Source organism: Candidatus Protofrankia californiensis (assembly GCF_900634765.1).
GTDB lineage: Bacteria > Actinomycetota > Actinomycetes > Frankiales > Frankiaceae > Protofrankia > Protofrankia californiensis.
Genome location: NZ_CAAAFT010000123.1, coordinates 13,982 through 17,484 on the forward strand (window position 1 = coordinate 13,982; position 3,503 = coordinate 17,484).

Annotated in this window: 4 protein-coding genes and 1 pseudogene; 2 read left to right on the forward strand and 3 right to left on the reverse strand. The window is 66.2% G+C overall.

The genetic code is table 11. From position 1 onward, the window contains the following. Positions 1 to 671: pseudogene (locus tag DD1DGNOD_RS26650) on the reverse strand (FtsK/SpoIIIE domain-containing protein); the annotation flags it as partial. Between the two features lie 387 nt (positions 672 to 1,058). On the opposite strand from DD1DGNOD_RS26650, the gene DD1DGNOD_RS07350 reads away from it, so the two are divergent. Continuing rightward, positions 1,059 to 1,469 (forward strand): helix-turn-helix domain-containing protein, encoded by a 411-nt coding sequence (locus tag DD1DGNOD_RS07350; RefSeq protein ID WP_131769730.1) that lies wholly within the window; start codon positions 1,059 to 1,061, stop codon positions 1,467 to 1,469. An 84-nt stretch (positions 1,470 to 1,553) separates the two neighbouring features. On the opposite strand, the gene DD1DGNOD_RS07355 is transcribed toward DD1DGNOD_RS07350, so the two are convergent. Continuing rightward, positions 1,554 to 1,751 (reverse strand): hypothetical protein, encoded by a 198-nt coding sequence (locus DD1DGNOD_RS07355; protein ID WP_131769731.1) that lies wholly within the window; start codon positions 1,749 to 1,751, stop codon positions 1,554 to 1,556. 58 nt (positions 1,752 to 1,809) lie between these two features. Beyond that, positions 1,810 to 2,106, reverse strand: coding sequence for a hypothetical protein (locus DD1DGNOD_RS07360; protein ID WP_131769732.1), 297 nt, complete (start codon positions 2,104 to 2,106; stop codon positions 1,810 to 1,812). A gap of 315 nt (positions 2,107 to 2,421) precedes the next feature. Here DD1DGNOD_RS07360 and DD1DGNOD_RS07365 point away from each other — a divergent pair. Then, positions 2,422 to 3,503, forward strand: a 1,082-nt coding sequence (locus DD1DGNOD_RS07365; RefSeq protein ID WP_131769733.1) for an AAA family ATPase, incomplete at its 3' end; no start/stop codon positions are given.

The following is a 3,503-nucleotide window of genomic DNA, read 5'->3' on the forward strand; positions in this document are numbered from 1 at the left end:
TCGTCATCCCAGCCGTCCCCGTTGGCATCGTCGCCGTCGAGATCGGCCGGGGGGACGGGAACAGCGAGCGGATCGCGGCGGGTGAAGTCCACCCAGATGCACCCCACCCGGTCGGCGCGCACCCGGCAGGAGCGAGCCCGGAACGCCTGCCGCAGTGCTTCGGCCTGCTCCGTCCACTGCTCCGGGGTCTGCCCGTAGAGCAGCTCGACCCGCAGCCGGTCGCCCCACCGATCCGACCGCACCTTGCGGATGCGAGGGAACGTCTCGGCGAACACGACCCGGTCACCGTTGGACACCGGAATGCGGATCGCCAGACCGGTGTGCACCATGACCGGTCGCCACCGCCACCGGTACACCACGAGTAGCCGCAGCCGCCCGCGGATCCAGCGGGCCAGCCAGAGAAACGACCGGCGATGCACCAGCCGCCACACCACGGCGACCAGAAGCAGGACCAGGACTGCGAGACTGAGTCCGGCCAGGCCGAATCGGTGCTGCACCACCAGTACCGTGAGCAGCAGGCCCACTGGGATCGGATGCCGGACGAGGAACACGATGATGTGGGCGAGCATCCGGCCGGCGAGCCCGACGAGCACCGCCCACAGCGGCACGTCGACCTTCGGATGCCGCGTCGGCACCTCGGGAAACGGCCGGGACCCGTTGATTCTGGCCATAACAGATCACACCCACCCCGCCTTGAAAGAATCGAAAATCAGCGGACCGGAACCGCCGGAGCAGAGAAAGACGCCCAGACGGCCGTCCCGGAACCTGCGATGAGTAGAACCACGCTCAGGCCGCTATTACAGGCGGTAGCGCCATCGCCGCCCACCTCCGTAGGGATCAGGTCCGGATGTTGCCGGCATCTCGCCGCGTTCCGGACAGGACCTACAGTGCACCGCTCGCCAACCGCTTTTCAAGCGGTAGATCGTCGATGCATGCGAGGTCGGTATATGGCCATATCGACGAGGTATGGAAACACCGGGTACGGCGAGTTCTTATAACTGGTCGATATGTGGCCGGCGGCAAGGCACGCTCTTTGCTGTGAAGCTAAGATTCGGTACATGCTGGAGCAGAGCACACCACGCGTCTACACGTCCCGGGGACGGGTTGATGGTGAGAACTGGGCCGCCGTCGCCGTTGCGGTCAACGACCGCATGGCTGTCCTGCGGATCGGACAGCAGCAGCTCGCCGAGCTGTCCGGGCTCTCGGTCTCCACGCTGCGCCTGGTGCAACACGGTGCGAGCCGACGCGTGCAGAACAAGACGTTGACCGCCATCGCCCGCGCCCTCGACTGGCCCGACGATCATCTGATCCGGGTGCTGGTCGGTAACCGTGTGCCGGACATTCCCGGCCACGTAAACGATCAGGAGATCCTCGCCGGTATCGGTCGCATCGAACAGCAGCTTGCGGACCTCAGCCGCCGCCTGGCCGCTGTCGAGGAGCTCGTCACCGCGGGCACGGTCAACAGATAAGGGGTCAGAACCCCGACACCGGGCGTTGTCGCCCTCCGGGATCCTGACCCCTGCACCTCACAGCGACATCAGCCGCCCGACCGCTCAACCCGGCGCGGGTAGCCGCCCATCCGACTCCCGCGGCGGCACCAGCTCACCCACCGGCCGGAACACGAGCGTCACCTCAACATCGCCCAATGCCTCGGCGAACCCTACTTTGTCCGGCAGCGACGCCCAAGCCTGCATCACGTCCGCGGGACGATCAGCCGGGTAGATCGTGACCGCGTAGTCGCCGCTAACCAAATCAGGCCGGCTCGCAGACGACGTACAGCTACGATCGCCCCGTGGCGGATCGCAATCCCTATCGCTGGTCATCGCCGCCGGCTCGCCGCATGGACCGTGCCAGTGCCGCCCCCAGCAGCATCCGACCCGCCGGAGCCGTGGCGTTGTCCACGAAGAAAAACAGCGGCGTCACCTGAAAGTCGTGCCAGCCGCTCTCCACCGCGAACAGCTCCGCCGCAGCAGGCGAATCAAAAGTGATCGTGGTGTCGCGGACCCGCCGTTCGTCTCCCTGCTCGAAGCGCACCACGCCGTACAGCACGGCCAACCGGCCCTCTCTGTCCCCGTCGTCAACCGCGTATCCACCGATTGCCGTCACTGGCCACACCATCCCGTCCACGTTGTCGGTTGGATACCGACCCGGTCCCGCGGAGCAATGGGACTCAACACGGGACGGGGCCGGCTTGCCGGACAGCTTCACCGAGCACCGTCCGGTAACGGAATGCCGAAACGGCATTGACTGTCGGTATACAACGTTGGTGGTTGCAGCGGTAGACGAGCGCTTGACACCCGCCGGCAGAGTGTCTGCCCGCGCGGTCCGGCGTACCGCAACCGCTCGTCCGCGTTACGCTCAGCGGACTGTTCCGCTCGTTCCACCGCCAACCGCCTCCGGGCACCGCGAGAAGGTCCACGGATGATGCCCGAAGCCCTGCCGCACCACACGCCCTACAGCGTGTCCGCCGCGCTACTCGCCCGCGAGGAGATGCGTGCCGCGTGCGCCGCCCGGGATTTCGCCGCCATCTTCCTGTTGATCCGCAAATACGATCATGTTGGTCAGGATCGGATCGCCGCGTCGATCGAGGGGTTCAGTCAGCCGCGCATCAGCCGTATCGTCACCGGGAAAGCCCGGGTCGAAGATCTCGACGTCATTGAACGCATCGCCGACGGCCTGCGCATACCGGGTGGAATGCTCGGACTCGCCACCCGCCCGTGGGAGATCGCACCGGACGCCGCCCGCCCCCGTGGCCGCGATCCGCTCCGGGTTCCGGCGTATCTGCGCGACGCGATCGGCGTTCCCACCGACGCCCCGCCGGTCGACCCTCGCCACGACGAGGTCACCGAAACGGTCCACCGTCTGTTGGCAACCGTCGAGACACCCACCGACGACAGCGGCGGGTCGCTCGTCCTCCCCCCGTGTGATCTGAAGAAACGGATCTTGTCGGCGTGGAGTTCCGGCCGCCCCCGGGAAGGCGCACCCGTCCTGATCCTGGTCGCCGGCTTTGCGGGATCGGGTAAGACCGAGTTCGCCCGGTTCGTCAGCGAGATCACCGGCTGGACCCTGCTGGACAAGGACACCGTCAGCCGGCCGCTGACCGAGAGCCTGCTGTTGTCGCTGGATGCCGACCCGAACGACCGGCAGACCGCGATCTACCGGGACAAGGTCCGGCCGTTGGAATACCGCTGCCTGTTCGACGCGGTTTTCGACAACCTTCAGCTTGGGATCTCCACTGTTGTCACCGCGCCGTTCCTTCAGGAAGTAGCAAGTGAACCGTGGCTGCAACGGCTGAAGAGCCGCTGCGTCAAGCGAGGCGCTGAAATCGCGGTCGTGTGGATGCGCTGTGACGTCGACTCGATGCGGGATTACCTGGAGACCCGCGACGCCGCCCGCGATTCCTGGAAGCTGTCCTACTGGGACGACTACATAGCCAGCATCAACCTGGATCAACGCCCCGTGTGCACGCATTTCGTCGTTGATAACGGTCGGCACGCCAAGAC